Below are 26,630 nucleotides of genomic sequence, written 5' to 3'. Positions count from 1 at the left end.
CAAAAAGTGCTCAGTTGGTGACCACTTTACCCGCGAGAATGGTTTCACCAGCGAAAACAGATCAGTGAAGACGAACCGAAGGAGCACCGACATGTTGCGTGGAATGGCCACCGTCACCTACTACGCCGACGACCTCGAGGCCGCGAAGGACTGGTACGCCGAATTCCTCGGCGTCGCGCCGTACTACCACGTACCGAACGGGTACTACGAGTTCCGCATCGGCGACTACCAGGCCGAGCTCGGCATCGTGAACCGCGCCTACGCGCCGCGGGGGGCGCACAACGAGCCGGGCGGCGGCGGCATCCTGAACTGGCACGTGGACGATCTGGAAGCCACCTTCCAGCGGCTGCTCGATCTCGGCGCCGAGGAGTACGACCCGATCACCCCGCGCGGCAACGGCGAAGGTTTCGTCACCGCCGCGGTGGTGGACCCGTTCGGCAACATCATCGGGATCATGTCCAACCCGCACTACCGCGAGGTCGTCGCCAAGACCGGCGGCGTGTAGGTCAGCGGAACCAGCGCTCCAGCACGGTGGCGACACCGTCGGCGGCGACGTCGCCGGTCACCTCGTCGGCCAGCGCGCGGATGTCGTCCGCCGCGTTGGCCATGGCGACGGAATACCCGGCCCAGCGCAGCATTTCGCGGTCGTTGTAGCCGTCGCCGATGGCCAGCGTCGCGGCGTGCGGAATGCCGAGGGCGAGGCGCAGTCGTTCCAGCGCCCATCCCTTGGACACCCCGCGCCGCGACACAGTCAGCCACGGGCCGAATTCCCCGTGAACCCAGCTCGCGTCGGGCACCTTGAAGGTCTGCAACAGAGCCAGCATCTCGTCCAGCGTCCCGTCCGGCCACCAGCCGTTGAGGCGGGGCGTCGGCTCGCTGCTCAGTGCGCCGTGGTCCACGAGAAGGTATTCGCCGATGGAGAATTCGCCGGGACTGTCACCGGTGGCCCAGGTGCCGACCCCGACCTTCTCCACCGCGAAGATCATCTTCGGGAACAGGGCGCGCAACGCGGCGACCGCGGGCGCCGGATCGAACGCCTGCACCGCCACCGGCACGCCCTTGGCGACATCGATGTGCACCGCGCCGTTGGAACACAGCGCGTGCCCCTCGACCAACCCGAGTTCGGCGAGCACCGGACGCGTCGTCAACAGCGTGCGTCCGGTCGTCACCACGACGTGCGCCCCGGCCGCGACGGCCGCCGCCACCGCCGCGGCCACCCGCGCACTGACCGGCGATCCCGTCTCGAGCAGCGTGCCGTCCACATCCAACGCGATCAGCCGCGGCCCTCCCCCATGCGCTTTCACCTGCCCATTGTGCCGTGTGGGGCGAACGCGCGTCCGCGGTTCGAACACGGTCCGATGCCGTGCGGGTCCATCGTGGCGCGATGACAGTCGTTGCCCCGCAGGGCCGCACGCGCGTGCGATGGCGTGCGTCGAACCCACCGAGGCTTCTGTCGACGGCAACGACAATGCCTGGCCGTGGGGTCCCGCTGATCAACGGCGCGAGTTTCCCCCGCCGCCAGCGGGACCTCGAGCCGCCGCCCGCGCCACCGGAACCGGCCGCACCACCGGGACCGCCGGGCTTGGAACCCTCGCCCCCGCCAACGGCGTCCTCGGATCCGCCGACCGGTACTTCGTTCGCGGACAACGACAATGGGCTCGATGTGGCGGCCACTGGCTGCTCAGCGGCGCGCGCCACCGCCGCCACCAGCACCACCACCGGAACCGCCAGCGCCCCCGCCGACCTTGGAGCCGCCACCGACCTTGGAGCCGCCGCTCGCGCCACCGGAACCGCCCGCGCCGCCCGCACCTCCGGAACGGCCGGAACCGCCGGGCTTGGAGTCGGATCTGGAGCTGCCGCCCGAGCCGCCGGAAGACACACCGCCGGAGGAGATTCCGCCGGAGCGGCCCGAGGAGGAGGTGCCGCTGGAGGATGCGCCTCCACTCGAGGAGGCGCCGCCGCCCGCGGAGGTACCGCCGCCCGACGACGTGCCGCCGCGGGAAGACGCACCGCCACCGGAAGCACCGCCGGACGAAGCACCGCTACTCGATGACGTTCCGCCACCGGACGACGCACCGCCACTGGAAGACGCTCCGCCACCGGAAGACGCTCCACCACCCGAAGCACCATCACCCGACGCACCGCCCGATGACGCTCCACCCCCGGAAGACGCTCCGCCACTCGAAGAGTCACCGCCGGACGAAGCTCCTCCTCCGCCAGTGGACGCACCGCCGCCCGAAGCACCACCGGACGCACCGCCGTCCGAACCACCGCCGGACGCACCACCCGACGAGGCGCCACCGGAGCTACCGTCAGCACCGCCTGTGCCGTCCGACGCTCCCCCGGTGCCGCCCCCGGCCGCACCATCGTCGCCGCCGGAAGTTCCTCCCGAAGACGCCCCACCCGTGCCGCCGGAAGTGTCCCCGCCCGGCGACGAATTCCCGTCCGTCCCTCCGGAACCTGACCCGTCCGTGGGCGTATCGGTCCCACCGGGCGGCGTCGAGCCCCCGGTGGTCGGCCCGCCCGAGCCGGGCGTGGACGGTGTGCCCGAGCCGGGCTGAGTGTTGCCCGGGGCCGAGGGATCCACCGGCGTCGAAGGGTTCGGAGCGGGCGGATTCGGCGCCGGATTGGTGTTGGGTTCCGACGGCAGACCGACGCCAGGAAGCGACGGGTTCAGCCGCTCCCACGACGGGAGGCTCACCCGCGGCACGCGCTTGGTGAAGGGCAGTGGGTTGCTGAACTGGGCGGGGTCGGCGTACTGGGTCCCCGCGCCCCCGCAGCAGGTTCGGGAATCGTTGTGCGATCCGCCGCGCGACTCGTCGATCGACGGTCCGATCGGCGCGCTGTACCCGACCGAAGAGACGAACCGGCCGTAACCGCCGCCGGAGAAGGCGTAGGAGGCGTACTGTGCCGCGGGCGCCGGGAGGCCCTGCCGCACCGCCTGGTCGAAGGCGGTGTCGCCATTGGGTTCGTAGAGCAGCGCGTCGCCGGGTAGCGGCGCGGCGGCCGGGAAGCGATCGAGCACCGGAAGCAGACCGGTGTCGCCGGAGCCGCCGAAGACGGTGGCCGCCGACATGGCGAGCGCCGAAGCCACGGCGGCGCTGGAGAATACGGCCACGCGTGGGGCGGGCCGCTCCCCCGTGCTCGCCGGGGCGAAGGTGCGGGCCGCGAACCGCGCTGCCCCGACGGCGATCACCTGACCCGGATCGGCCGACCGCACCACCGGACAGCCGAGTTCGGCCAGGGTCCCGGCTACTTCGGCGGGCCGGGACGCGCCGCCGACCACCAGGACGCGTCCGATGTCGGAGAGGCTGCGGCCGGTGGAGCGCAGGCACGCGCGCACCACCTCGAAGGAATCCCTGATGTGTTCGGCGCGCAGGCCGTCGACGTCGACGATGGAGGTCATCGACACCGTGGCGGCGGGCACGCCGGTGCGGGCGTACCGCGCGATCATGTCGCCGAGCGGGCGACCACCGAAATCGTAGGAGCGCTGCGGTTTTCCGACGATGGGATGGTTGTCCCAGTCCGGCCCCACGCGCACGACGGACACGTCGAGGCTGGTGCCGCCGAGGTCGTAGACGAGGACGAAGCCGGTCTCCAGCGGACCCTGCTCGTATTCGAGCCATTCGGCCGCGGCCACCGGTTCGGGTATCAGCATGACGTGTCGGGCGCCGTTGAGATCGAGCGCCTGGCGTAGTAGAGCGAGCTGTTTGTCGGTGTAGATCGCCGGATAGGTGGCCACCACGCCCGCGCTCGGCTCGGCCGCCTCCAGCAGTCCGGTCACCACCGCGGCGACGAGGTTCGCCGGGGAGAAGATCCTGCCGCCGACGACCAAGGGTTCCGGGTCGCGCGCCAGGTCGGCGAAATCGGTGATGGCCGAACTGAACTGGGGAATGCCGCCGATTCGGGCGCCGCCCGCGTCGTCGAACGTGAGTGCCGTGCGCCTGGTGCGCACCGTGGGTCGAATCAGACCTTCGGTCACGGAAGCCGCTATGGAGTTCACTGAACCGATGCTGAAACCCAGACATGTAGTCATTCGCTATCCCGTCAACGCACCGTGACCACGTCCAGCACACAGTCGAGCCGTGTGGCCGCGGTCGTCTTCCAAACAGCCCCCACAGGTTAGCTGCTGGGGGAACTATCCGGATGCCGAATTGATATGGAACGTTTGGGTTTCGGCAACAATGACTCGAATGCCCAGGTAGATCGGGCCTTCGGGCAACGATTCAGCCCCCTCGACACGCCGGGGAACGCCTGCGCGACACCCGATTCCGCTACCGCACAGCGACTTCGTGTCGCTACCGGAAACTAGCCGAAACGGACCATCGGGGCGCGACAGGCATATCGGTCGGCACACACCGACTGGTCGGTAACCAATACTTAGCCAGAGTCATCAACTTCACGCAGCGCGGCATCCCGGCCGAATAGATGACACATCAAACGCCGCGTCCGATTACCGCCAGCGATGCCGTCGCACCCTCGGTTGACTGACTACGGCGGCAACGTCCGCCACAGCGAAAAGGCTAGAACGGGAAGGAAAGTGGGCACAGATGTCGACACGGTTCGCGGAGCAGGTCGCGGTGATCACGGGCGCCAGCTCGGGCGTAGGCAAAGCGGTGGCACTGCGGCTGGCCGCCGAGGGCGCCGCGGTGGTGCTCGGCGCGCGCGGCAAGGACGCCGGTGAGCGAGTCGCCGAGGAGATCCGCGGGGCGGGCGGCCGAGCGCTGTTCGTCCCGACCGACGTCACGGTGGAGGCCGACGTCGCCAGGCTGACCGAAGCGGCCGTCGGCGAATACGGCCGTTTGGACGTGGCGTTCAACAACGCGGGGGCGGTGCGGGCGTTCGGTCCGGTGGCCGAGATCGACGAGACCGGCTGGCGCGCGGATCTGGAACTCAACCTCACGGCCGTGTTCTACGGCCTGCGCCACCAGATTCCGGCGCTCGTCGCCTCGGGCGGCGGCGCGATCCTGAACAACGCGTCGAACCTGGGCGTGGTCGGCATGGCGTCGGTGGCGCCGTACGTGGCCGCCAAGCACGGCGTCGTCGGGCTGACCAAGGCCGTCGCATTGGAGTCGGCCGAACAGGGCGTTCGGGTGAACGCGCTGGTATCCGGCGCGGTCGACACCCCGGCGTTTCGACAGTCGATGGGCGCCACACCCGAAGGCGAGGCGGCCATCGCGGCGTTGCACCCGCTCGGCCGGATTGCCACACCGGACGAGATCGCCTCGTTCTGCGCCTATCTGCTGAGCAGGGAGGCGAGCTTCGTCACCGGCGCGGCCCTCGCGATCGACGGCGGTTTCACCGCACGCTGAACGCCGAACGCCGAACGCCGAACGCCGAACGCCGAACGCCGAACGCCACGACGATACACATCGCATTGTCGTGGCGTTCGACGGAAATCGGCTCTGTCCTGATCGGCGCTGCTGGACGTAGACCGCCCTCAGCGAGCGCATTGCCGCAGCGGCAAAGGTACGACGCACCTCATCGCGCGACCGAGCCCGCGGTCCGTCAGACCCGGGCGAGCAGCCTGCGCAACGGCTTCGGCTGCGCGACCACGTTGCCGCCCGCGACGACCTCGGGCCTGCGGCCGCGCACCAACCGATCGAAATCGGCGGCGCTGCCCGCGGGTTCGGGCAGGCGACCGGCGTTGTAGTCGTCGGCAAGCTGCCGCACGGTCTCCTGCGCGCAGGACTTGTTGGTGCCGATGAAGCCGGTGGGACCGCGCTTGATCCAGCCGGTGACGTAGGCGCCGGACAGCACCGCGCCACCCGCTTCGCCGAGCACCCGGCCGTTCTCGTTCGGGATCACACCCGCCCGCTCGTCGAAGGGCAGCCCGGGCAACGGCACGCCGCGGTAGCCGACCGAGGTGAGCACGAGCCCGGCCTCGATCCGCTCGGTCTCGCCGGTGGCGACGGCCGTGGTGCGTCCGTCGGCCTCGGTGACGAGCTCGTTGCGGCCGATCTCCAGACCGGTCACCCGTTCGTCGCCGAGCACTGCGGCGGGAGCGGCCAAGTAGCGGAACACGATTCGCTTGCGGTCGCCGAACGGGCGATCGGCGACGCTGTGCAGCAGCCGCAGCTTCTGCTCGATCTTGTACGGCAGCTCCGCGGTGATCTCCGGCAGCTCGCCCTCGACCGCGATGTCCACATCGGAGCCGAGCAGACCCACGAATTCGGGGACGGTGAAAGCGGATTCGGCCGGACCGCGGCGGCCGAGCACGACCACCTCTTCGATCTTGCTCTCGCGCAATGCCCGCAGCGCGTGCGGCGCGATGTCGGTGCCGACCAGCGTCTCCGGGTCGCTGGCCAGGATGCGGGCCACGTCCAGCGCCACGTTGCCGTTGCCGACGATCACCGCGCGCTTCTGCGACAGATCGAACCGGGCGTCGGCGTGATCGGGATGACCGTTGTACCAGGCGACGAAGTCGGTGGCCGAGACATTGCCGGGCAGGCCCTCACCGGGGACGCCGAGCTTGCGGTCCGAGGACGCGCCGACAGCGTAGATCACCGCGTGGAAGTGGCCGAGCAGCTCCTCGTGCGTCACGTGCGAGCCGACTTCGACATTCAGGTACGAACCGAAGCCGGGCTGCGCCGAGATCACGTCGAACAGCCTGCTGACCTGCCTGGTCTTGGCGTGGTCCGGCGCGACGCCGTGCCGGGCCAGACCGTAGGGCACGGGCAGCCGGTCGAACACGGTGACGGACACGTTCGGCTGGGTCAGCAGTTCGTCGGCGGCGTACATCGCCGACGGGCCCGAACCGATGATCGCCACCCGAAGCGGCGCGCGCTCCGCGCGAATCTCCGCGGCGGGCACCGGCCGGGCCAGCAACGGGCGCGGCCGGGTCTGCCGGTAGAAGTCGGCGTTGATCTCGATGAAGGGCTTCTGCTCCTCGGTCAGCTTCTTCGACGAGGTGATGGCGTCGACGGGGCAGGCCGTGGCGCACGCGCCGCAGTCCACGCAGGCCTTCGGGTCGACGTACAGCATCTCCGCCGTGCGGAAGTCCGGCTCGTCGGGCGTGGGATGGATGCAGTTGACCGGGCAGGCGTACACGCAAGACGCGTCGCTGCAACAAGATTGGGTGACGACGTAGGGCATGGTGGACCGCCGCTCAGCTCGCGTGCACGACGCGCAGCGGCTCCGAGCGGTAGCGGCTCATCGGGCCGTCGATGCCGAGCAGCCTCCACACCCGCTTGGAGATCGGGTTGATCAGGCCGAGGTCCTTGGCCAGCGCCCGCACGTCCACGAAGTAGTCGGCGAAGACCTGCTTGGCCTCCTTGGAACCGTAGAACAGCTCCTTGCGGACCTTCTCCGGGATGTCGAACTCCTTGAAGAACGTCTTCGGCGGGGTCGCGATGGAACGGCCGAGGATCCACATGATGACCGGCATCGCGAGGGAGAGCACGAACCGGTTGAGCTTGCCCTGCTCGGGCACGTGGTTCTTGAGGAACTCGTGCGCGAAGGAGATGTGGCGCGCCTCCTCGGCGACGTGGATGGCCATCACACCGAGCATGATCGGGTGGACCTCTTCGCCGGAGCGCAGGATCTCCTTCTGGATGTGGTCGATCGGCTCCTCGCCGGCGAGCACGGCCATGAAGAACAGGTTCGGCATCTTCGCGGCGACCGGCGCGGCGAGGTACTTGAACATGCTCACCAGCGGGCCCATGCCGGGCACGTCGATGCCGATCCGGTTCACCATCTCCTGGAACATCAGGGTGTGGTTGTGCTCCTCGATCATCTCGTGGGAGCAGTACCGGAATTCGGGCGAGCCGTTGGGCAGGCCGAAGTTGTGAATGACCATGCCGCTGATCAGGATCGACTCGAACTGGAGACCGACCTTGGCGACGTTGGCCTGGCGGTATTTGCCGAGCGCGATCTGCTGATCCTTCGGCAGGGCCAGGTACCAGGGGTGGCGGCCGAGCGGGTCGGCCGAGTGCGGCAGGATCCAGCGCTCTTCGCCCGCGTCGGCGGCGTAGTCGGGGTTGTCCCAGTCGATGTCCTCGAACGGGTCGAAGTGCTTGTTCACCGAGCCCTCGGACAGCAGCAGCAGCTTCGCGGCGTATTTCTGCGCCTGCTCGAGATCGGGATCGATAGCGTGCTTCTCGGCTGTCGACATCGTCGTCACTGCCTTCCTCGGGGGACGTATTACCTGTACCCCATAGTTACACCTACGGCGAGTGACGTCAACTCACGATGTCGCTCCGCGCCACATGAAACGGCGGCGGCCGGGTGATCCACCCGACCGCCGCCGTTGTGACCAGGGTCAGAGCAGTCCGAGCGGTGCCAGCCCCGCGACCGCGCCGTCTGCGGGCAGCGCGAAAGCGAGCACGGCACCGCCCGCGGACAACGCCGCGGCCGACGCCACCCTGGTCGGCTTGCGCCGCGAGCGCAGCAGGCCCTTGGCCCTGCGGTGCGCGCCCGCATCCTCGGCGGACGCCGCCGTCTGCCGCGCGAGCAGCGCCGCGCCGTCCGCGATCGTGCGTTCCGGATCGGGCGCGACCACCACCGGTCGCGCCAATTCCGCGGCGAGCACGCCGGCGACCTCCGGCGGCCGGGCCGCGCCGCCCGCCACCAGCACGCAGTCGACGTCGGCCATGGTGACGTCGGCCGTGCTCAGGCAGCGGTAGACCAGCTCGAGCGACGCGCGTGCGTGCTCGGCGCGCGACTGGTCGGCGAGACCGGTTCCCGCCACCGAGGATTCGCCGCTCCCCCGCGCCGCGAGCAGCGCGCCGAACGCGCGCCCCCCGAACTCCGCGGAACGCAACGGCACTCCGACGATCGGATCGCGCGGCCTGCCCGCGCCGACCCGGACCAGCGCGACATCCAGACTCGCGCCGCCGAGGTCGTAGACCAGGGCGAGGCCGGGCATCAGCGGACCGTGCGCCGCCTCCAGCCAAGCCGCCGCGGCGACCGGCTCGGCGACAAGCGCGACGCGATGCAGTCCGATCGCGTCCAGCGCGCCGCGTAGCTCGGCAAGCACCTCGGCCCCGTAGGCCGCCGGGTGGGTCAGCACTACCTCCGCACCGACCGCCTTCCGGTCGTTCATCGCCTCGGTGATGAGGCAGTCGGTGACCACCGCGACGAGATCCGCGGGCGCGAGCGTGCGGTGCCCGACCCTGGCCGTCGTGCCGTCGCGCAGGCCGAGATCGGCGAATTCGGTGATGGCGCGACCGTGCCGGGGAATCAGGCCGACGCGCGCCGAGCCGCTGCTGTCGAAGGTCAAGGTGGTGCGCCGGGCGACGGAGGGCGTCGGGCGCGGGTGCCGTCGGTGTCCGAGCAGACCCGGCGGCGCTTTTGCCGATGCCGTGTCCGCCAGCGCGGTCACCGAATTGACCGTGCCGATGCTCAAACCAAGACCAACTGCCATCGCGATTCACCCGATCGACGAGCCGATGTGCTTCGAACACCGACCACGCAACCACCCCGCGACCGCCGTGCCAACCACCGGACAGCCGGTTGTCCGCACCCCGCCGCTTGCCGCGTGCTAGCCGCCGTCCCGGTCCCGATGGCATCCGACCTGCCCGATCTGCCCTGAGACACGCACGTAGTACGGAATACATCCGGGCGTGTCCCGAACCGCCGATCGCCGGTCGACATTTGCCGGGCGACAGGCGATTCGGCAGAACCGCGATCAACTCACCGCGCGCTACAGCTGATCCAGCAATGCCCTAGCAGCCCGCGGTAACCGTCCGAACCGCCTCGAACCCGTTCTCGCACAGCGTGTCCCACGCCGATACCCGTCACGGCGTATCCGCGACTCACCGGTGCGCCCGTGCCGGACAAGGAGTCGCCGCTACCGCCCACACCATCCGCACGCTTCGCGCACCGCACAACCTGGCGACGCGCGCGGAAGGTTGCGAAAACCCGGCCCCGCGCGGGGATCAGCTTTCGGGCAGCTCCGGGATCCGGGTGGCGCGGGCGTACACCGTCTCGCCCTCGGACAGCCGCAACGCCTCGGCGTCACCGCGGGTGACCTGCGCGGCGAAGTGATCGCCGGTGGCCGCGTTGCGCAGCTCCACCCGCACCTCGAAGCCGAGGTGCACCACCCGCTCGACGGTCGCGCGGGTGACCCCCGCCGATTCCGCGGTGCCCTCGTGCGCGGCGAGCGCCATGCTCGAGTCGCGGCCGACGCGAATGTCGTGCGGGCGCACCAGATGTCCGTTCAGGCGCGCGACATCGCCGAGGAAGGACATGACGAACTCGTTGGACGGCCGGTCGTAGACGTCCTCGGGGGTGCCGATCTGTTCGATGCGCCCCTTGTTCATCACCGCGATGCGGTCGGCGACGTCGAGCGCCTCCTCCTGGTCGTGGGTCACCAGCACGGTGGTCACGTGGACCTCCTCGTGCAGGCGCCGCAGCCAGGTGCGCAGATCGGCGCGGACCTTGGCGTCCAGCGCGCCGAACGGCTCGTCGAGCAGCAGCACCTGCGGGTCCACCGCGAGCGCGCGGGCGAGAGCCATGCGCTGGCGCTGGCCGCCGGAGAGCTGCGCAGGATAGCGGTGCTGGAAGCCGTCCAAACCGACGATGCCGAGCAGCTCGTCGACCCGCTTCGCGATCTCGGCCTTGGGGCGCTTGCGGATCTTCAGGCCGAAGGCCACGTTGTCGCGCACGGTCATGTGCTTGAACGCGGCGTAGTGCTGGAAGACGAAGCCGATGTCGCGCTTCTGCGGCGCCACGTTGGTCACGTCCTTGCCCGCGATCGTGACGATGCCGGCGTCCAGCGACTCCAGCCCGGCGATGGAGCGCAGCAGCGTCGACTTGCCGGAACCGGACGGACCGAGCAGCGCGGTCAGCTCGCCGGACGGGATGTCGATGGTGACGTCGTCCAGCGCGGCGAAGCTGCCGTAGTTCTTTCGGGCGTTGGTCACGGTGATCATTTGGCGTCCCGCTTGCGTTCGAGGAGGGTCATGAGCAGAAGAACGACGAGGGCCATGCCCATCAGCAGCGTCGCGGCGCAGTAGGCGCCGAAGCTGTTGTGGTCGTTGATGTAGCGGCCGTGCACCAGCAGCGTCAGCGTCAGCGACTGGCCGGGCAACGCCGAGGACACCATGATGACCGCGCCGAACTCGCCGAGCGCACGCGCGACGGTCAGCACGACGCCGTAGGTCAGGCCCCACCGGATCGCGGGCAGCGTGATCCGCCAGAACGTCTGCCACCGTGACGCGCCGAGCGTGGCCGCGGCCTGCTCCTGGTCGTCGCCGATCTCGTGCAGCACCGGTTCGACTTCGCGCACCACGAACGGCAGCGTCACGAAGATGGTGGCGATCACCATGCCAGGCAGGTTGAAGATGACCTTCAGGCCCAGGTCCTCGATACCGCCGAGCCAGCCGCCCGCGCCCCAGAACAGGATCAGCGCGACGCCGACGACGACCGGCGAGACCGCGAACGGCAGGTCGACGATGCCCTGCACCAGATTGCGGCCGGGGAATCGGCCGCGCACCAGCGCGATGGCGGTGACCACACCGAAGACCACGTTCACCGGCACCACGATCGCCACGATGAGCAGCGACAGCTGGAAGGCCGAGATGGCGGCGGGCGTGGTGATCGAATCGAGGAACGCGCCGATGCCGTTCTCGAAGGTGCGCCACAGAATGATGATCAGCGGAAGCAGCAGCAGGACGAACAGGTAGCCCAGTGCCACCGTCCGCAACGAAATGCGGGTCAGGGCGGACGGTTTCATCGGCTCGCCTGCTCCTTACGCGCGCTGCGGTCCGCGAGCAGACGCAGCACGAGCAGCGTCACGAACGAGATCGCCAGCAGCGCCACCGACACGGCCGCGGCGTTCACCGGCCGGTCGATCTCGATCTGCTTCTGGATGTACTGCGAGGCCATCTCGGTCTCGCGCGGGATCGCGCCGCCGATCAGGACGACCGAGCCGTACTCGCCGATGGCGCGGGCGAAGGCCAGGCCGCCGCCGCTGATGATGGCGGGCGTCAGCGTCGGAAGCACGATCCGGCGAAACGTCGTCCAGTTGTCCGCGCCCAGCGAGAGCGCGGCCTGTTCGACCTCGCGGTCGGCCTCCATCAGCACCGGCTGCACCGAGCGCACCACGAACGGCAACGTGACGAACGCCAGCGCCACCACCAGACCGGGCTGGGTCGCGTTGAGGTGGATGTCGATCGGGCTCTGCGGGCCGTACAGCGACAACAGCACGATGCTGGCGACGATGGTCGGCAGCGCGAACGGCAGGTCGATCAGCGCGTTGACGATGCCCTTGCCGGGGAAGTCGTCGCGTACCAGCACCCAGGCGATGAGGGTGCCCATCACCACGTTGATCAGCGCGACGACCACCGAGACGAAGACGGTGATGCGTAGCGAGTCGAGCGCGGCGGGCGCGGTGACCGCGTCCCAGAAGCCGGACCAGCCTTCCTCGAAGGAGGTCACGGTCAGCGCGGCCAGCGGCAGCAGCACGATGATGCTGAGCCACAGCACCGTGGTCGCGATGCCGAGCGGCCCGACCGAGCCGCTCACCCGCAGCCACGACCACGGCGAGCGCCTGGGACGTGCCGGTTCTTTGGTTACGCCTGGACCGGGGGCGGCCTCGGTCCCGGCGGTACTGCTGTCAGTCACAATCGTCCAGTATCCCGTGTGCTGTGGGTCACCCAGCTACTTGGTGGCGTTGTCGTAGATGACCGCGACCTTGCCGGTGTCGGGGGCGAACAGTTCCTTGTCCACGGTCTTCCAGCCGCCGAGGTCGTCGATCGTCCACAGCTTCTGCGGGGTCGGGAAGTCCTTGGCGAACTCACTGGCGACCGCGGGGTCGACCGGACGGAAACCGGCCTCGGCCCAGGCGCGCTGACCGGCGGGGGTGAACAGGAAGTCGCGGAAGGCGACGGCCTTCTCCGGGTTCTTGCTGGTCTTCAGCACCGCGACCGGGTTCTCGATCTTGAACGTGGTCGGCGGGATGACGTGCTCGATCGGGTCGCCCTTGCGCTCGGAGAAGAGGGCCTCGTTCTCGTAGCTCAGCAGCACGTCACCGGTGCCCTGCAGGAAGGTCTCGGTGGCTTCCCGGCCGGACTTGGGCTGCACCTTGATGTGCTCGGGGGAAACCAGCTGGCTCAGATAGTCCAGACCGGCCTGCGGGTTCTTGCCGCCGTCGGACTTGGCCGCATAGGGCGCGAGCAGGTTCCACTTGGCGGAGCCGGAGCTGAACGGGTTGGGGGTGACCACCTCGACGCCCGGCTTCAGCAGGTCGTCCCAGTCCTTGATGCCCTTCGGGTTGCCGGGGCGCACCACGATCGCGACCACGGAGCCGAATGGAATTCCCTTGTTGGCGTCGGCATTCCAGTTGGCGTCGACCAGACCCGCGTCGACGAGACGGGTGATGTCGGGCTCCACCGAGAAGTTCACGATGTCGGCCTCGGCGCCGTCCTTGACCTTGCGGGACTGGTCGCCCGAGGCGCCGTAGGACGGCTGGATCTGCACGCCCTTGCCCGCCTCGGTCTTGTTGAACTCGGGCACGACCTTGTCGAATCCGGGCTTGGGGACGGCGTAGGCGTACAGGTTCAGGGTGCCGCCGCTGCCGTCGGCCCCACCCCCGCCCACGGTGTCGCTGGCTCCGCCGCCGCAGGCGGTGAGCACGACCGCCGCTACCGCGGTCAGCGCGGCGGCGGCATAGCGTCGGCGCGAGGAGAGCCAAGTGTTGCGAGACATCGGGGTGGGACCTTTCCTGCGGACCACCACACGGATCGAAAAGAACCGCGGGGGCTGAGATTTCGTGTCGATCGTGGTAGACCTGCCGCCGATGAACGCGGCAGTGGCGCGACTACCGGCCGGAAACGGCCGACGCGGGGGTCGGGGACGTCTGCGAAAAATTGCACGCCAGTCTACGGGGCAGGGACGCGCGGACGTGCCCGGTCACCGATCAACGACAGAGAATGTCCGCGACCGCGAGATTGCCGACAGCGATCAACGCCAATTCATGGCGGACCTGCGGGACGGCACTCGAAGACACGGGCAGACTGTAGCAGAGCTCAGCGCACGAGTTCGAATCGTAGAATTCCTGAACAGAGGGGGGTTTCATCCCATGACGATCAGTCCGGATCGGGTCCGCACGCGGCTGCCCGGCATCAGCACCCGCGCGTGGGAACATCCCGCCGACCGCACCGCCCTGGTGGCGCTGCGCTCGCTCGCGGGATTCGACACCGTCTTGCGGACCCTGTCCGGTTTGCTCCAAGAACGCCAGCACCGGTTGCTCTACCTGGCCACCGCGGTGCGGGTCGACGAGCGCCAGTTCCGCACGCTGCACGACCTGCGCGCGGACTGCGTGGAGATCCTGGACGCGCGCACCACGCCGGAGATGTTCGTGCTGCAGAGCCCGCACGTGAACGCCTTCACGATCGGCATGGACCGGCCGTTCATCGTGTTGACCACCGCGCTCATCGACCTCATGGACACCGAGGAGCTGCGCTTCGTGGTCGGCCACGAACTCGGGCACGCGCTGTCCGGGCACGCGGTGTACCGCACCATGCTCATGCACCTGCTGCGCCTCACCGCCAGCGTCGGCTGGATGCCGGTCGGCGGCTGGGCGCTGCGCGCCATCGTGGCCGCGCTGATGGAATGGAGCCGCAAGTCGGAGCTGTCCGGCGATCGAGCGGGACTGCTGTGCGGTCAGGACGTCGAGGCGTCGGTGCGAGTGCACATGAAGACCGCGGGCGGCGCGTGGGTGCGGGAGATGAACCACGGCGCGTTCCTGGCCCAGGCCGACGACTACGAGCGTTCCGGCGACCTGCGCGACGGCGTGCTCAAGCTGCTGAACCTGGAACTCCAGTCGCATCCGTTCTCGGTGCTGCGCGCCGCCGAACTGCGCCGCTGGATCCAGAGCGGCGAGTACAACCGCGTGCTGGCGGGCGACTACCCGCGCCGCGAGCACGACAAGAACGCCAGCATCAGCGCGGAGATCAAGGAGGCGGCGCGCACCTACCGGCAGAACTTCGACCAGTCCGAGGATGCGCTCGTCCGCACGGTGCGCAACCTCGGCCGCGATGTGGGCGCGGCGGTCGGCACGGTCGGGCAAGAGGTCGGCGAGACCGTGTCCAAGATCGGCAAGCGGCTGGCCGACTGGCGCAACGGCGACGGGCAGAACTGAGCGCCGGGGCCTTTCGCACGCCTCGCAGATCTGGACGACAAAGCCGGACGTAGTCCGCGCATGCGGTACGCCCGGACGGTCTGCGAGGTGTCGAAAGACCTCGGAAGTGTCAGCGGGTGAAGAACCAAGCGACTACGACGAGCACGAGCAGGGCGAGCAGGGCCAGTTGGACCCGGGAGCGCGGCATCAACGCGCTCCGCTCTGCACGGGCCTGCGGTCGACGACCGACTCCTCGACCAGGACCGGGGCGGGCTCGGCGAGCACCGCGGCGTCGGCGACCCGGTTGTCGCGCCCGAGCGCCTGAAGCGCGGCGCGCAGCGTGCGATCGAGCAGGTACGCGATGGCGAAGCTCACCGGGACCATGCCGACGAGGACCACGAGGAACTGCGGGATGAACGGCAATCCCGCGACCCACAGCTCGAAACCATCCCACCAACCTGCAACGCGATGCACGAATACCAGCCTACTGGCCCGAGCCGGGCAACCGACCGGCGCATTCGGTGGACGGCGGGCGGGGGTGGCACACATCATGGGGTATGGCGTCAACGGATGATCTGACCGTCGAAGAGCCCGACGACCTGCCTGTGCTCAGCGCGCTCACCCAGTCCAGGCATCGCGGCGCCCATCCGCCCATCGATGACTACGCCTTCCTCTCCGACTGCGAGACCAACTGCCTGGTCGCGAGCAACGGCGCGGTCGAGTGGATGTGCGTGCCGCGCCCCGACTCCCCCAGCGTCTTCGGCGCGATGCTGGATCGCAGCGCCGGGCACTTCCGGATCGGCCCGTACGGCGTGAACGTGCCCGCCGCGCGCCGCTACCTGCCGGGCGGCATGATCCTGGAGACCACCTGGCAGACCGACACCGGCTGGCTCATCGTGCGCGACGCGCTGGTGCTGGGGCCGTGGCACAACAACGTGCAGCGCAGCAAGACGCACCGCCGCACGCCGATGGACTGGGACGCCGAGCACATGCTGCTGCGCACGGTGAAGTGCGTGAACGGCACGGTCGAGCTGGAGATGAGCTGCGAACCGTCCTTCGACTACCACCGCGCCACCGCGCGCTGGGAGTACACCGGCAAGGTCTACGAAGAAGCCACCGCGGTCCGGGGCGTCGATTCCAGCGCCGGCCCCAACCTAGTGCTCACCACCGATCTGCGCCTCGGTCTGGAGGGACGCGAGGCGCGGGCCCGCACCAGAATGCGCGAGGGCGACCAGATCTACGTCGCGCTCACCTGGGCGGAGCTGCCCGCCCCCAAGACATTCGAAGAAGCGGCCGAGAAGATGTGGATGACCACCGAGTGCTGGCGGCAGTGGATCACGCTCGGAAAATTCCCGGATCATCCGTGGCGCAACTACTTACAGCGCAGCGCGTTGACGCTCAAGGGCCTGACCTACGCCCCGACCGGCGCGCTGATGGCGGCGGCCACCACCTCGTTGCCGGAAACCCCGGGCGGCGAACGCAATTGGGACTACCGCTTCAGCTGGGTCCGCGACTCCAGCTTCGCGCTGTGGGGCCTGTACACGCTCGGGCTCGACCGCGAGGCCGACGACTTCTTCTGCTTCCTCAACGACGCGACAACCGGTTCGAACGGCGAACCCGTTCCGCTGCAAGTGCTCTACGGCATCGGCGGGGAACGCGAGCTCGTCGAGAGCGAACTGGCCCACCTGAAGGGCTACGAGGGCGCCCAGCCCGTGCGCATCGGCAACGGCGCGTACAACCAGAACCAGCACGACATCTGGGGCACCATGCTGGACGCGGTGTACTTGCACGTGAAGTCGCGCCAGCAGGTGCCCGAGACGCTGTGGCCGCTGCTCGAGCGGCAGGTGAACGCCGCGATCGCGCACTGGCGCGAGCCGGACCGCGGCATCTGGGAGGTGCGCGGCGAACCGCAGCACTTCACCTCCTCGAAGGTGATGTGCTGGGTGGCGCTGGACCGCGGCGGCAAACTCGCCGAGCTGCACGGCCAGTTCGAGCGCGCCAACGAGTGGTACACGATCGCCGAGGAGATCCGGGACGACGTGCTCGCCAACGGCGTGACCAGCGACGGCGTCTTCACCCAGACCTACGGCGGGGACACGCTGGACGCCTCGCTGCTGCTCGTGGTGCTGACCCGTTTCCTGCCGCCCGACGACCACCGCGTGCGCGCCACGGTGCTGGCCATCGCCGACCACCTCACCGAGAACGGCTTGGTGCTGCGCTATCGCACCGAGACCACCGACGACGGTCTCAGCGGCGAGGAGGGCACCTTCACCATCTGCTCGTTCTGGCTGGTCTCCGCGCTGGTCGAGATCGGAGAACTACAGCGGGCCAGGCACCTGTGCGAGCGCCTGCTCGGCTTCGCCAGTCCGCTGCGGCTCTACGCCGAGGAGATCGACCCGCGCAGCGGACGGCACCTGGGCAACTACCCGCAGGCATTCACCCACCTGGCGCTGATCAACGCGGTCACCCACGTGATCAGGGCCGAGGACCAGCGCGCGGCCGGGCAGTTCCAGCCCGCGCACTCCCCGCCGATCAGTCCCGTGTAGGCGGACCACCGCCTCCGGCCGGGTCCATTTCCCCCGGCAGTGCGGCTCAGGCGGCGAGGGTGTCGGCGCGATCGCGGACGGCCCGCAGCTTGCCGAGGTTGCTGTCGAGTTCGGCGATGCGGTCCTCGCGACGATCGCCGTACTTGCCGTAGGCGTCCTCCGCGACGCGCAGCGCCTCGTCGGCCGTTCGCAGCGTGTCGGTGGCGATGTCGGTGAAGTGGTCGCGCAGCGTTCGCTGCATGGCGCGCAACCGGTTTCGCGATTCCTTGCTCACCTGGAAGATCACGTCGTCCATCAGCCTGGCCACGGCGACCTTGGCCTCGGCGCGGCGGCGCAGCTTGCGGTTCTTGCGGTCGTCCCAGATCGCGTTGACGCCGAGCAGCACGCCCGCGCCCGCCGAGTACCAGTTCACCAGCGACATGCCGAGCAGGCTGGTGGCGAGACCGACCATCAGGATACCGCCGTAGGAACCGCGCAGACCGGACAGAACCTGTTCGGTCACACCGGCTTTCGCGCTGTCCAGCGACTCCAGCGGAGCCACCGCCTCCAGCACCTCGCCCGGGTTGGTCAGGCGTAGGTCCGGTAGCGGCGGGGTGCGGTTGTCGGCGGGGAACTTCGCGGCCACCTGCTCGCACAGCTCCACCGACCGGTAGTGCGCCATGACGAAGTTCTCCTCGACGGCCTCGCAGATGCGCGCGTCGAGGTCGGCGCCGAAGTCCTTCCAGCCGCGCGCCGGATCGGTCTGCGTGATCTCGGCCTCGGCGTCGCGCACCAGGCTGCGCAGCCGGTGGCGCAGGTCGTGCTCGATATCGGCCATCAGCTCGGTGGCGCCGTCGGCCAGGGCGACCTGCCAGTTGGCGGTGCGCTGGCGCAGCTGGTCGGCCTCGTCGCGGGCCGCGATCAGCTGCTCGGTGATCTGCGCGCGGCGACGCGGATCGCGCAGCGCCTCGGCCTCGGTGTACAGGGTGACCGCGAGATGGTCGGCCACCAGCCGGATGTCGCGCAGCGCCGCGTCGCGGGCCACCGCGTCGGCGCGCGCCACCACGTAGTCGCGTAGGTGGTCGACCAGCTGCGGCACACCGGACTCGATATCGCGCTGGTAGTTGCCCGCCTGGCGGTGCAGCAGCGCGGACACCGGCGCCACCGCGAAGCCGAGACCGGCCGCGTCGAGCAGATCGCGGTTGCGCTGCTGCACGTGCGACCACTGCGGGTGCACGTCGATCTTGTTGAGTACGCAGATGACCGTCGGACAGAGCTGCTGCACCCGTTGCAGATACTCCAGCTGCGCCGGGCTCAGCTCGGCGGACGCCTCGGCGACGTAGAGCACCGCGTCGGCGGCCGCGATCATCGACCAGCGGGTGTGCTCGTCGCCGGAGCCCGGCGCGTCCATCAGGACGATGCCGTCGGCGAGCAGCGAACTCGGCTCGGTGAACTCAGCGCGGATCACACCGTGCGCGGCCAGCGCGGGTCCGGGATTCAGCGGGTCCACCGGCTGGCGCTCGGTGCGGCCCGTCCCGGTCGACCTGACCAGCGTGGCGGTCGGCTCGGGGCCGTACTCCACGATCACCGGTGCGCTCAGCGCGGTCTCCGTGGCGCTCACCTGTGCCCCGACCAGGCTGTTGACCAGCGTGCTCATGCCGTTCTTCGGATCGCCGACGACGACGAGACGGACCCGAGGGTCGCCGATTCTGGCGCGAACCATGCTCAGCCGACCGCCGAGGTCGTCGCGGCCCGCGGAGCGAGCCATCTCCCGCAGTTCGTCCAGTACCCGGATGAGCGGCGCCATCGCGTCCGGGTGTTTCACCGTCGCGGACTCCAGCCCGGCTGCGGCAGACAAGCCTCCTCCTAACTCCTCGTTCTAGTTCTCGCGCTCGACGAATGCGGCGTGCGTGCTCCCGGACCGCTGATCCGGTTCAGACCAGCGTCACGTCCGGGCCCGCGATCGGGTGGTGCGTCTCGGCCATGGCGGTCCCCGGCAGCAGCCCCGCCCCCAGTCCGCCGTGCTCGATCGGCATCTGCGCGACCACCTGGTGGTAGCTCGCGTGGTCGAGCTCGTCGCTGATCGGGCGCGTCTTCGGCGGATCGACCAGGACCGGCGGCTTGACCGGCGTGACCGGCGTCGGCACGACGACCGACGGCGCGTCGACATCGACAGAAGGAACGGTAGGCGCCTGCGTCGGCGCGTCGTACGTCGGGGGCTGCGAAGGCACCGAGACCGTGGGGACGTCGGGGGTCCCCTGGCCGCCGGTCGGGTAGGTCGTGCCCGGGTTGGTCGTGCCGCCGGTGCCGGTTCCGGCGCCGCCACCGGTGTTGCCGCCCGTTGTCCCGGTGCTGCCGCCGGTCGTTCCGGTGCTTCCGCCAGTCGTTCCGGTGCTGCCGCCGGTGGTTCCGGTGCCGCTACCCGGGGTGGTGACGTCGAGGTCCGGGGTGGACGGCTTCGGGGTCACCGTGACGCCGGGCAGCTTGGTCACGTCGGAGCCGGTGCCCGGCGTGGGCAGGACGGTCACGCCCGGCACCTTGGTGACGCCCGGTTCCAGGGTCGGCACCGTGCCGGTGTCCGGCTTGGTGGGTGTCGGGACGCCGGGCGTCGGCACCGAATTGGTGATCGTGGTCGGCGAGGTGGTCCCGGGGTAGGTGTCGGTCGGCATCGGGATGTCGGTCACCGGCGACGGGCTGGTGGTCGGCCGCACGTGCTGATCGAACAGCGCGGGCACCGCGGCCGCGGGTGCGGTCAGCGGGGACGGACCCGCGGGCGTGCCGAAGACGTTGGCGATGGGCGTCGTCGCGGCCTCCGGCTGGATGGTGGTCTGCAGCGGAGTGGCCGCCACCGGAGCGGCGACAGCGGCGGGCGCGGCGACGGCCACCGGCGCGGCCACCGCGGGCGCCACAGGCGCGGGCGCCGCGGCATGAGCCACGGGCGCGACGGGAGCGGCGGCCACCGCGGGAGCGACCGGCTGCGGTGCCGCGAGCGCGGGCGCCGCGTGCGCGACCGGCGCGGGTGCGGGTGCGGGTGTGGCGGGCGTCGAGAGACCGCTCGCGAAACCGGTGCCACCGGCGGTCGCGCCGGGCTGCTGCTGGTCCGCACCGCGGGCGGCGCCGCTCTCCGGGCGCGAGCCCTCCAGCCAGTCCGAGAAGTCGTCGAGCTGGTCGCCGATGTTGGTGCCCGCCGCCGTCTTCACGGTGAGTCCAGCGGACGCCTCGATCCCCAAATCGGTCGTCAGGTACACGCCTTCGGGGGTGATGCCGAAATCGATGTCCAAGTGGGACCAGATCTCCACACCCGCATCGACACCCAGGTACACGCCGACGTCCCCCGGCGCGGCCCCAACCCCGTCGAACATGTCGCCAGGCCGGAACGGGTCGCCGGCGGACAGGGTGCTGTCACCGGCGGACGCGCTCTCGCTCGCCTCCATGGCGGCGGGCACCTTCGGCATCGTGAACGGATTGGAACCCGGCGCGAGGAAGCCGTCGCTACCCGGCATATTGAAACCGTGTCCGGCCGGGCCGAGCCCGTGACCGGGTAGGCCGAAGCCTTGGGGCTCCCACCATTCGTACGGCGACGCCGAACCGGGCGCGGACTCGGCGGGCGCGCTCGGACTCAGGTTGGGCTGCCCGTACTCCGGAGTCTCGGAGAATCCCGGCGTCGGGGCGAAGCCGGGGCTCGGGGTGCCCTGGCTGTCCCACCACTCGTACGGCGACTCGGTCTCCGTTTCGCCGGGGCGGTTGTTGGTCCAGTAGTCCTCGGACGGCCGTGGCGCGGGCTCGAGGCGGAACTCGGGCACGGACGGCTGCGGCGCGGTCACGGCGTTGGGCGGACCCGCGGTGAACGGCTGCGCGGGCGGCATGGCATCGGGGTCCGGATCCGGAAAGGTGACCACCGGGCTCGGCAGATCGGGTTCCGGATCGGTGGTCTGCGCCCAGCCCGCGTTCCAGCTGTCCAGACGCTGGCCATCCGGTTGGGCCGGAACTCCGCCGCCGTTGGAGGCGATCAGCGCGCCACCGGTCACATACGCTCCGGCCCGCGCGACGCGCGCGACGCCGGTCGCCACACGGTAGGCGGTGTCCCCCTCGGGCTCGGCGATCTCGGTGTCGTCGTCGAAAGGCAGGTCACGCGTCATGCAAGCTCCACATCTCGGGTTTCCAGCAATCCTCACCACACCGGGAAGACCGAGTGAAGATCACTCGAGGATATTTCCGGAAAACCCAGTTGTCACATTCTCCAGGACAGCGGAGCGTATGACGGTGACGAGCACAACAACCTTGCCATCCTGCCAACCCGAACGGAAGCCCCCTTTTCACGGGCATAGCGGACTGGACGACCACTCAGTCCGCGCCCGAAAACGCTGCTACTTCTTCTCTTTCGGCTTGTCCGACTGAGCATCCGAGGAGAGGGCCGCGACGAAGGCTTCCTGGGGGACGTCCACGCGACCGATGGTCTTCATGCGCTTCTTGCCCTCCTTCTGCTTCTCCAGCAGCTTGCGCTTACGGCTGATGTCACCGCCGTAGCACTTGGCGAGCACGTCCTTGCGGATGGCGCGGATGTTCTCGCGGGCAATGATCTTCGAGCCGATCGCGGCCTGGATGGGCACCTCGAACTGCTGTCGTGGGATCAGTTCGCGCAGCTTGGTGGTCATCTTGTTGCCGTAGGCCTGGGCGGCGTCCTTGTGCACGATGGCACTGAACGCGTCCACGGCCTCACCCTGCAGCAGGATGTCCACCTTCACCAGCGCGGCCTCCTGCTCGCCCGCCTCTTCGTAATCGAGGCTGGCGTAGCCGCGGGTGCGCGACTTCAGCGAGTCGAAGAAGTCGAAGATGATCTCCGCCATCGGCAGCATGTAGCGCATCTCGACGCGGGTCTCGGACAGGTAGTCCATGCCGAGCAGCTCACCACGCCGCGACTGGCACAGTTCCATGATGGTGCCGATGAACTCACTCGGCGCGATCACGGTGCACTTGGTGACCGGCTCGAAGGCCTGGCGCACCTTGCCTTCCGGCCAGTACGAGGGGTTGGTGACGATGTGCTCGCGCCCGTCCTCCATGACCACGCGGTAGATCACGTTGGGCGCGGTGGAGATCAGGTCCAGACCGAACTCCCGCTGCAGGCGCTCGCGGGTGATCTCCATGTGCAGCAGCCCCAGGAAGCCGCAGCGGAAGCCGAAGCCCAGCGCCACCGAGGTCTCCGGGACGTAGGTCAGCGCGGCGTCGTTGAGCTGCAGCTTGTCCAGAGCGTCACGCAGATCCGGGTAGTCCGAACCGTCGACGGGGTACAGACCGGAGTAGACCATCGGCCGCGGTTCGCGGTAACCGGTCAGAGCCTCGGTCGCGCCCTCGCGCGCGGTGGTGACAGTGTCACCGACCTTGGACTGACGCACGTCCTTCACGCCGGTGATCAGATAACCCACCTCACCGACGCCGAGGCCTTGGGTCGGCTTGGGCTCGGGCGAGACGATGCCGATCTCCAGCAGCTCGTGGGTGGCGCCGGTGGACATCATCTTGATCTTCTGGCGCGGGGTCAGCTTGCCGTCGACCACACGCACATAGGTGACCACGCCGCGATAGGTGTCGTAGACCGAGTCGAAGATCAGGGCGCGCGCGGGCGCGTCGGCCTGGCCTACCGGGGGCGGGACCTGCTCGATCACCTTGTCGAGCAGCTCCGGCACGCCCACTCCGGTCTTGCCCGAGACGCGCAGCACGTCCTCCGGCTCACAGCCCACGATGTGGGCGAGCTCGGCGGCGTAGCGATCCGGATCGGCGGCCGGTAGGTCGATCTTGTTCAGCACCGGGATGATGGTCAGATCCCGCTCCATGGCCAGGTACAAGTTGGCCAGGGTCTGCGCTTCGATACCCTGCGCGGCGTCGACCAGCAGGATCGCGCCCTCACAGGCCTCCAAGGCGCGCGACACCTCGTAGGTGAAGTCGACGTGGCCCGGGGTGTCGATGAGGTGCAGCACGTACTCGGTGTCGTCCACCTGCCACGGCAGCCGCACGTTCTGCGCCTTGATGGTGATGCCGCGTTCGCGCTCGATGTCCATCCGGTCCAGGTACTGGGCGCGCATCGCCCGCTCCTCGACCACACCGGTGAGCTGCAGCATCCGGTCGGCCAGCGTCGACTTGCCGTGGTCGATGTGCGCGATGATGCAGAAGTTCCGGATCCGCGACGGATCGGTGAACGTCTTGTCGGCGAAGCTGGCGGGCACTCCACTCCTCAGCTGGGTATCGGCAAACTGCCCTCTATCGTCCCATGGGTGCGGGCGGACGCGGTCCACTGGTCCGTCCCCGGCGACGCGCCGTCCCGGTTCGCACCGCCACGCGCCGTTTTCCCGTGACTGTCTCCCGCTGCCTCTAGTCGTCCGAGCGCCCGCGATCCCTACCGCAAATCCTCAGCTGTGCCAAGTCGATTGCGTGCCGGATGAGAAGTCGTCACCACACCGTTATCCTCCAACGATGGCCCGAAGTTGGAACTCTCTCGGCAAGCAGTTGAGCCTGATCGCGAAGGAGCAGGGTCCCAAGATCGTCCGCCAGCAGGGACCTCGACTGGTGGATCGACTGGTCGGCTCGCTCGCGCAGCGCCGCAACGGAGGCGTGTCCGTGCGTCCCGCCGCGTCGACGCCGGTGCCGACCGCGCAGCGGGCCAGGCAGATCGTCTACTGCCCGCACCTGGATGGACGTGCCGATCCCGGCGAGATCGTCTGGACCTGGGTGCCCTACGAGGAGGACCCGGGCAACGGCAAGGACCGCCCGGTGCTCGTGGTCGGCCGCGATCGCCGCACGCTGCTGGGCCTGATGCTCTCGTCGAATCCCGAACGCGCACACGACCGCAACTGGCTCGGCATAGGCAGCGGGAGCTGGGATCACGACGGCCGGCCGAGCTGGGTGCGCCTGGACCGGGTGCTCGACGTTCCCGAGGCGGGCATTCGCCGTGAGGGCGCCATCCTCGCCCGCAAGACCTTCGATCTGGTCGCCCACCGGCTCGTCGTCGAGTACCACTGGAGCTAGCGCGCGAGCCGGTCGGCTGCCGACCGAAGGGACCGTCAGCCGCCCGACCCGACCGAAGGCCGGCTTCGGTCGGCAGGCATTTCCCGAACGAAGGTGACGTCCAGTCGATATCGCGGGCTCACGGTCACCTTCGGTCGGAAGATGTCTACGAGGCGTCAGCTGATCATTTCCCGGCTCCGGCCGTACAGCAGGCCGTAGACCAGCGCGCCGAGCACGCCGCCGATCAGCGGGAAGACGATGAACGCCCACACCTGCCCGGCGGCGCCCTCCTGATAGAACGCGACGCCGAGGCTGCGCGCGGGGTTCACCGAGGTGTTGTCGACCGGGATGGAGATCAGGTGGATCACCGCGAGAGTGACGCCGATGGACAGACCGGCCAGCGGGACGTCGGAGATCTGGTCGGTGGAGGCGAGCACCACGAAGACCAACAGTGCGGTCAACATCACCTCGATGATGATCATCGCGGCCATGCCGTAGCCGTTCTGCACGACGACCTGGCCCAGCGGCCCGGTCTTGGCCGACGGGCTGTGCGCGCCCCAGCCGTTGGCGCCGAGGCCGTCTACCTTGCGGTCGTAGGAGGGCAGATTCTTCGCGATCGCGAACAGCACGAGCCCGGAGATGAACGCGCCGACCAGCTGCGCGATCACGTAGCCGCCCGCGTTGATCGGGGTCAGCCTGCCCATGATGAGCTGGCCCAGGGTGACCGCCGGGTTGACGTGGCAGCCCGAGATCGGCCCGATCGCGTAGACCAGGAACATCAGCGTGAGACCGAAGGCGAGCGCCACCCCGAGCGCGCCGACCCGCTCACCGGCCAGCACCGCGGTGCCGACACCGCCCATCACCAGAACGAACGTGCCGAGCGCCTCGGCCGCCCATTTCTTCACGTCGGGAATCGGCCTGTCCTCGGCCAGTTCTTCGACGACTTCCTGCGCCGTGGGAGACATACAGACACACCTTCCGCCATCTCGAGCCATTGCTACCGGTAGACGAGGTATTGCCGCGAACTCCGACCATTCAAGATCAAGCGGTGCTTGCAGTGGGGACGCTACGCCAGACGGGTGATCTCTACAACGACTTCGCAGCCGCGACCGGATGCTTCCGGTCGCGCAGGTGGGAGGGGATGCCCCGAGGTTGCTCGCCCATTGTCGCCGACTCGTCCCGAGGCCCGCATCGCGCTCGGTACCGGTCGACCCGACCCGACGCGGCGATTTCGTGTGCCGCGCGGCGGCTGGTACCCTCGATCTTCGGCGTCGCGATACCCGTTCACACCGGGTGTGTCGCACGCGCAAGACTTCTCAGTACATACCACCAGCGACAGGAACACGAGGAAACAGGCGTGGCCAACATCAAGTCCCAGATGAAGCGGATCCGTACCAACGAGGCGGCGCGCAAGCGCAACCAGTCGGTCAAGTCCGCGCTGCGCACCGCGATCCGCAGCTTCCGGGAAGCCGCTGCCGCCGGCGACAAGGAGCAGGCCGGCGCGCGTCTCCAGTTCGCCAGCCGCAAGCTGGACAAGGCCGCTTCGAAGGGCGTCATCCACGCCAACCAGGCCGCCAACAAGAAGTCGGCGCTCGCGCTGGCCTACAACAAGCTCGGCTGATTCGCCGGTCCCGGCATCCGGGATCGAATTCTTCTGACGCCAGCCGCCGCGGCCTCGATGACCACGGCGGCTTTTGTCGTGTCCGCTTCGAATCCGAGCTTCGTCGACGAGTTCACCGGACCGTAGCCGAGATGTCGGTGTCGGGGGCTACGATTCCGCGCATGGTAACCGTGTACGCGAATCAGACCGTGGTCAGAGGCGAGGACCTGCCGGAGGTCATCCGCGCCGCCGAGGTGCTCGGGCTCGGCCTGAAGATCGAGAACGTCATGGTCCCCGACGACGACGGTGGTTACTCGCTGGAGTGGATCGTGACCCGGGAAGACGAAGTGCCCGTGTACGACGAATGGGAAGGCCGATTCGAGGAGTCGGACGAGGACGACGACGAGCTGCTGCTCAGCTCGGCGGACTGAGCGACTGGCTGCTC

Annotated in this window: 22 protein-coding genes; 7 read left to right on the top strand and 15 right to left on the bottom strand. The window is 69.1% G+C overall.

Annotated features, from left to right (window positions below):
* Nucleotides 1–91 precede the first annotated feature (91 nt).
* On the top strand, nucleotides 92–505 hold the full coding sequence (locus AB0H49_RS15825) for a VOC family protein (RefSeq protein ID WP_355000773.1): 414 nt from the start codon (nucleotides 92–94) through the stop codon (nucleotides 503–505).
* A 1-nt stretch (nucleotide 506) separates the two neighbouring features.
* Here the strand turns inward: AB0H49_RS15825 and AB0H49_RS15820 are convergent, their stop codons facing one another.
* Both AB0H49_RS15820 and AB0H49_RS15815 read right to left on the bottom strand, forming a co-directional pair.
* A complete protein-coding gene (locus AB0H49_RS15820; RefSeq protein ID WP_357251803.1) occupies nucleotides 507–1,304 on the bottom strand; it encodes an HAD hydrolase family protein in 798 nt (265 codons plus the stop codon).
* Nucleotides 1,305–1,681: 377 nt separating this feature from the next.
* The gene (locus AB0H49_RS15815; protein WP_357251800.1) at nucleotides 1,682–3,982 is read right to left on the bottom strand and encodes an Hsp70 family protein; all 2,301 of its coding nucleotides are present in this window, start codon (nucleotides 3,980–3,982) and stop codon (nucleotides 1,682–1,684) included.
* Nucleotides 3,983–4,550: 568 nt separating this feature from the next.
* Here AB0H49_RS15815 and AB0H49_RS15810 point away from each other — a divergent pair.
* The gene (locus tag AB0H49_RS15810) at nucleotides 4,551–5,312 is read left to right on the top strand and encodes a glucose 1-dehydrogenase (protein ID WP_357251797.1); all 762 of its coding nucleotides are present in this window, start codon (nucleotides 4,551–4,553) and stop codon (nucleotides 5,310–5,312) included.
* A 196-nt stretch (nucleotides 5,313–5,508) separates the two neighbouring features.
* Here AB0H49_RS15810 and AB0H49_RS15805 read toward each other — a convergent pair whose 3' ends face one another.
* The 8 genes from AB0H49_RS15805 to AB0H49_RS15770 all read right to left on the bottom strand — a co-directional run bounded on the left by AB0H49_RS15805 (nucleotide 5,509) and on the right by AB0H49_RS15770 (nucleotide 13,951).
* A complete protein-coding gene (locus AB0H49_RS15805) occupies nucleotides 5,509–7,095 on the bottom strand; it encodes an FAD-dependent oxidoreductase (RefSeq protein WP_357251795.1) in 1,587 nt (528 codons plus the stop codon).
* A 13-nt stretch (nucleotides 7,096–7,108) separates the two neighbouring features.
* Complete coding sequence (locus AB0H49_RS15800) at nucleotides 7,109–8,113, bottom strand: diiron oxygenase (protein WP_357251792.1); 1,005 nt, start codon at nucleotides 8,111–8,113, stop codon at nucleotides 7,109–7,111.
* Nucleotides 8,114–8,260: 147 nt separating this feature from the next.
* Complete coding sequence (locus AB0H49_RS15795) at nucleotides 8,261–9,364, bottom strand: Hsp70 family protein (RefSeq protein WP_357251789.1); 1,104 nt, start codon at nucleotides 9,362–9,364, stop codon at nucleotides 8,261–8,263.
* A 514-nt stretch (nucleotides 9,365–9,878) separates the two neighbouring features.
* Entirely contained in the window at nucleotides 9,879–10,874 is a 996-nt protein-coding gene (locus AB0H49_RS15790) for a sulfate ABC transporter ATP-binding protein (RefSeq protein ID WP_357251786.1), read from the bottom strand.
* Nucleotides 10,871–11,677, bottom strand: coding sequence for a sulfate ABC transporter permease subunit CysW (gene cysW, locus AB0H49_RS15785; RefSeq protein ID WP_355000781.1), 807 nt, complete (start codon nucleotides 11,675–11,677; stop codon nucleotides 10,871–10,873). Before cysW ends, AB0H49_RS15790 begins: the two co-directional genes overlap by 4 nt.
* Nucleotides 11,674–12,474: a sulfate ABC transporter permease subunit CysT gene (gene cysT, locus AB0H49_RS15780; RefSeq protein WP_355001149.1), complete on the bottom strand. Its 801-nt coding sequence runs from the start codon at nucleotides 12,472–12,474 to the stop codon at nucleotides 11,674–11,676. The genes cysW and cysT overlap by 4 nt, the downstream gene beginning before the upstream one ends.
* Nucleotides 12,475–12,603: 129 nt before the next feature.
* Nucleotides 12,604–13,650, bottom strand: coding sequence for a sulfate ABC transporter substrate-binding protein (locus AB0H49_RS15775; protein WP_357251783.1), 1,047 nt, complete (start codon nucleotides 13,648–13,650; stop codon nucleotides 12,604–12,606).
* Between the two features lie 211 nt (nucleotides 13,651–13,861).
* Nucleotides 13,862–13,951, bottom strand: coding sequence for an Ms4533A family Cys-rich leader peptide (locus AB0H49_RS15770; RefSeq protein WP_309546086.1), 90 nt, complete (start codon nucleotides 13,949–13,951; stop codon nucleotides 13,862–13,864).
* A gap of 72 nt (nucleotides 13,952–14,023) precedes the next feature.
* On the opposite strand from AB0H49_RS15770, the gene AB0H49_RS15765 reads away from it, so the two are divergent.
* A complete protein-coding gene (locus AB0H49_RS15765) occupies nucleotides 14,024–15,085 on the top strand; it encodes a M48 family metallopeptidase (protein ID WP_355000783.1) in 1,062 nt (353 codons plus the stop codon).
* 186 nt (nucleotides 15,086–15,271) lie between these two features.
* Here AB0H49_RS15765 and AB0H49_RS15760 read toward each other — a convergent pair whose 3' ends face one another.
* Nucleotides 15,272–15,538, bottom strand: a complete 267-nt coding sequence (locus AB0H49_RS15760; RefSeq protein WP_357251779.1) for a hypothetical protein — start codon at nucleotides 15,536–15,538, stop codon at nucleotides 15,272–15,274.
* A gap of 83 nt (nucleotides 15,539–15,621) precedes the next feature.
* Here AB0H49_RS15760 and AB0H49_RS15755 point away from each other — a divergent pair, with 83 nt between their 5' ends.
* Nucleotides 15,622–17,610: a glycoside hydrolase family 15 protein gene (locus AB0H49_RS15755; protein WP_355000785.1), complete on the top strand. Its 1,989-nt coding sequence runs from the start codon at nucleotides 15,622–15,624 to the stop codon at nucleotides 17,608–17,610.
* A 46-nt stretch (nucleotides 17,611–17,656) separates the two neighbouring features.
* Here the strand turns inward: AB0H49_RS15755 and AB0H49_RS15750 are convergent, their stop codons facing one another.
* From AB0H49_RS15750 to lepA, 3 genes are all read right to left on the bottom strand, one after another.
* Nucleotides 17,657–19,447, bottom strand: a complete 1,791-nt coding sequence (locus tag AB0H49_RS15750; RefSeq protein WP_357251776.1) for a dynamin family protein — start codon at nucleotides 19,445–19,447, stop codon at nucleotides 17,657–17,659.
* 76 nt (nucleotides 19,448–19,523) lie between these two features.
* Nucleotides 19,524–21,728, bottom strand: a complete 2,205-nt coding sequence (locus AB0H49_RS15745; RefSeq protein ID WP_357251773.1) for a hypothetical protein — start codon at nucleotides 21,726–21,728, stop codon at nucleotides 19,524–19,526.
* A 228-nt stretch (nucleotides 21,729–21,956) separates the two neighbouring features.
* Nucleotides 21,957–23,807, bottom strand: a complete 1,851-nt coding sequence (lepA, locus tag AB0H49_RS15740) for a translation elongation factor 4 (RefSeq protein WP_355000788.1) — start codon at nucleotides 23,805–23,807, stop codon at nucleotides 21,957–21,959.
* A 247-nt stretch (nucleotides 23,808–24,054) separates the two neighbouring features.
* Between lepA and AB0H49_RS15735 the strand changes: the two genes are divergently transcribed.
* A complete protein-coding gene (locus tag AB0H49_RS15735) occupies nucleotides 24,055–24,606 on the top strand; it encodes a type II toxin-antitoxin system PemK/MazF family toxin (RefSeq protein ID WP_357251770.1) in 552 nt (183 codons plus the stop codon).
* A gap of 155 nt (nucleotides 24,607–24,761) precedes the next feature.
* Here AB0H49_RS15735 and AB0H49_RS15730 read toward each other — a convergent pair whose 3' ends face one another.
* Nucleotides 24,762–25,550, bottom strand: a complete 789-nt coding sequence (locus AB0H49_RS15730; protein WP_355000790.1) for an aquaporin — start codon at nucleotides 25,548–25,550, stop codon at nucleotides 24,762–24,764.
* A gap of 392 nt (nucleotides 25,551–25,942) precedes the next feature.
* Between AB0H49_RS15730 and rpsT the strand changes: the two genes are divergently transcribed.
* Nucleotides 25,943–26,206: a 30S ribosomal protein S20 gene (rpsT, locus tag AB0H49_RS15725; RefSeq protein WP_355000791.1), complete on the top strand. Its 264-nt coding sequence runs from the start codon at nucleotides 25,943–25,945 to the stop codon at nucleotides 26,204–26,206.
* Between the two features lie 161 nt (nucleotides 26,207–26,367).
* The gene (locus tag AB0H49_RS15720) at nucleotides 26,368–26,616 is read left to right on the top strand and encodes a hypothetical protein (RefSeq protein WP_245668855.1); all 249 of its coding nucleotides are present in this window, start codon (nucleotides 26,368–26,370) and stop codon (nucleotides 26,614–26,616) included.
* The last annotated feature ends 14 nt before the right edge of the window (nucleotides 26,617–26,630 follow it).

The organism is Nocardia sp. NPDC050713, from assembly GCF_040654315.1.
Taxonomy (GTDB): domain Bacteria; phylum Actinomycetota; class Actinomycetes; order Mycobacteriales; family Mycobacteriaceae; genus Nocardia.
The sequence above is the reverse complement of the archived record's forward strand: the minus strand, read 5'-3'. Positions and strand labels throughout refer to the sequence as shown.

What these genes read in the sequence shown, in the direction of transcription:
- AB0H49_RS15745 (WP_357251773.1), bottom strand. Translation starts at nt 21,728, where the DNA reads ATGACGCGTGACCTGCCTTTCGACGACGACACCGAGATCGCCGAGCCC.
- AB0H49_RS15735 (WP_357251770.1), top strand. Translation starts at nt 24,055, where the DNA reads ATGGCCCGAAGTTGGAACTCTCTCGGCAAGCAGTTGAGCCTGATCGCG.
- AB0H49_RS15790 (WP_357251786.1), bottom strand. Translation starts at nt 10,874, where the DNA reads ATGATCACCGTGACCAACGCCCGAAAGAACTACGGCAGCTTCGCCGCG.
- AB0H49_RS15765 (WP_355000783.1), top strand. Translation starts at nt 14,024, where the DNA reads ATGACGATCAGTCCGGATCGGGTCCGCACGCGGCTGCCCGGCATCAGC.
- AB0H49_RS15775 (WP_357251783.1), bottom strand. Translation starts at nt 13,650, where the DNA reads ATGTCTCGCAACACTTGGCTCTCCTCGCGCCGACGCTATGCCGCCGCC.
- AB0H49_RS15795 (WP_357251789.1), bottom strand. Translation starts at nt 9,364, where the DNA reads ATGGCAGTTGGTCTTGGTTTGAGCATCGGCACGGTCAATTCGGTGACC.
- AB0H49_RS15805 (WP_357251795.1), bottom strand. Translation starts at nt 7,095, where the DNA reads ATGCCCTACGTCGTCACCCAATCTTGTTGCAGCGACGCGTCTTGCGTG.
- AB0H49_RS15800 (WP_357251792.1), bottom strand. Translation starts at nt 8,113, where the DNA reads ATGTCGACAGCCGAGAAGCACGCTATCGATCCCGATCTCGAGCAGGCG.
- AB0H49_RS15825 (WP_355000773.1), top strand. Translation starts at nt 92, where the DNA reads ATGTTGCGTGGAATGGCCACCGTCACCTACTACGCCGACGACCTCGAG.
- AB0H49_RS15720 (WP_245668855.1), top strand. Translation starts at nt 26,368, where the DNA reads ATGGTAACCGTGTACGCGAATCAGACCGTGGTCAGAGGCGAGGACCTG.
- AB0H49_RS15730 (WP_355000790.1), bottom strand. Translation starts at nt 25,550, where the DNA reads ATGTCTCCCACGGCGCAGGAAGTCGTCGAAGAACTGGCCGAGGACAGG.
- AB0H49_RS15755 (WP_355000785.1), top strand. Translation starts at nt 15,622, where the DNA reads ATGGCGTCAACGGATGATCTGACCGTCGAAGAGCCCGACGACCTGCCT.
- AB0H49_RS15810 (WP_357251797.1), top strand. Translation starts at nt 4,551, where the DNA reads ATGTCGACACGGTTCGCGGAGCAGGTCGCGGTGATCACGGGCGCCAGC.
- cysW (WP_355000781.1), bottom strand. Translation starts at nt 11,677, where the DNA reads ATGAAACCGTCCGCCCTGACCCGCATTTCGTTGCGGACGGTGGCACTG.